The sequence below is a fragment of the Aeromonas sp. JL9 genome (genome assembly GCF_024436075.1).
GTDB lineage: Bacteria > Pseudomonadota > Gammaproteobacteria > Enterobacterales > Aeromonadaceae > Aeromonas > Aeromonas veronii.
Genome location: NZ_JANFNV010000077.1, coordinates 1 through 640, shown reverse-complemented (window position 1 = coordinate 640; position 640 = coordinate 1). Strand labels below are relative to the sequence as shown.

At 48.3% G+C, this 640-nt stretch carries 1 protein-coding gene; it reads right to left on the bottom strand.

Annotated features, from left to right (window positions below):
- Positions 1 to 398 precede the first annotated feature (398 nt).
- Positions 399 to 640: hypothetical protein (locus NOM06_RS20820; RefSeq protein ID WP_255913033.1), on the bottom strand; the 242-nt coding region annotated here is incomplete at its 5' end.

The following is a 640-nucleotide window of genomic DNA, read 5'->3' as shown; positions in this document are numbered from 1 at the left end:
GGTCGCGGGTTCGAGTCCCGTCCGCTCCGCCACTAATTTGAAGGCCTTCCCAGATGGGAAGGCCTTTTTGCTATGGGTGATTTTTGCCCCGAGCCCCCCAGATTTGTACACTCGGCGAACACCAAAGCCCAGTCTCACGACCGGGTTTTGATGTTTTTAGCCTGCTGGTGAGCTGCCGACATCCCACCACGATGGCAATACCTTCCCCTGTTGGTGTTCTTGCTACTGTTTCCACCTCTGTATCGCAGCACATCCCATCTTGGCGATATTGTTCCGCTGCGAGCTGATAGAGCTCGAGGATTAAATCAGGTCATCTTGCAATGGTACGTCATCGCTTCCGCTTGTTTGTTTAATTCCCGTGTTTGTTTATGGATTTATTCCATTAAAACAGTCTCTTATCAAGAATTAGCTGTTTTGTAGCAGGAATGCCACACGATATAAATGATAATGATTATTGTTTGAATGATCGGGGCGGGGTCGTTACAATGCTGGCTGATTAATAAAGTGCTTTTCAAATGAGCCTTTTCTAATACTGCGCGTGGCCGGATGCCAGGGCGTTGTAATTGCATATTCCGGCCGATCATGAACACCGATTCCGGTTCAACGTGAACACCATTTCCGGACCAATGTGAACGCTCAT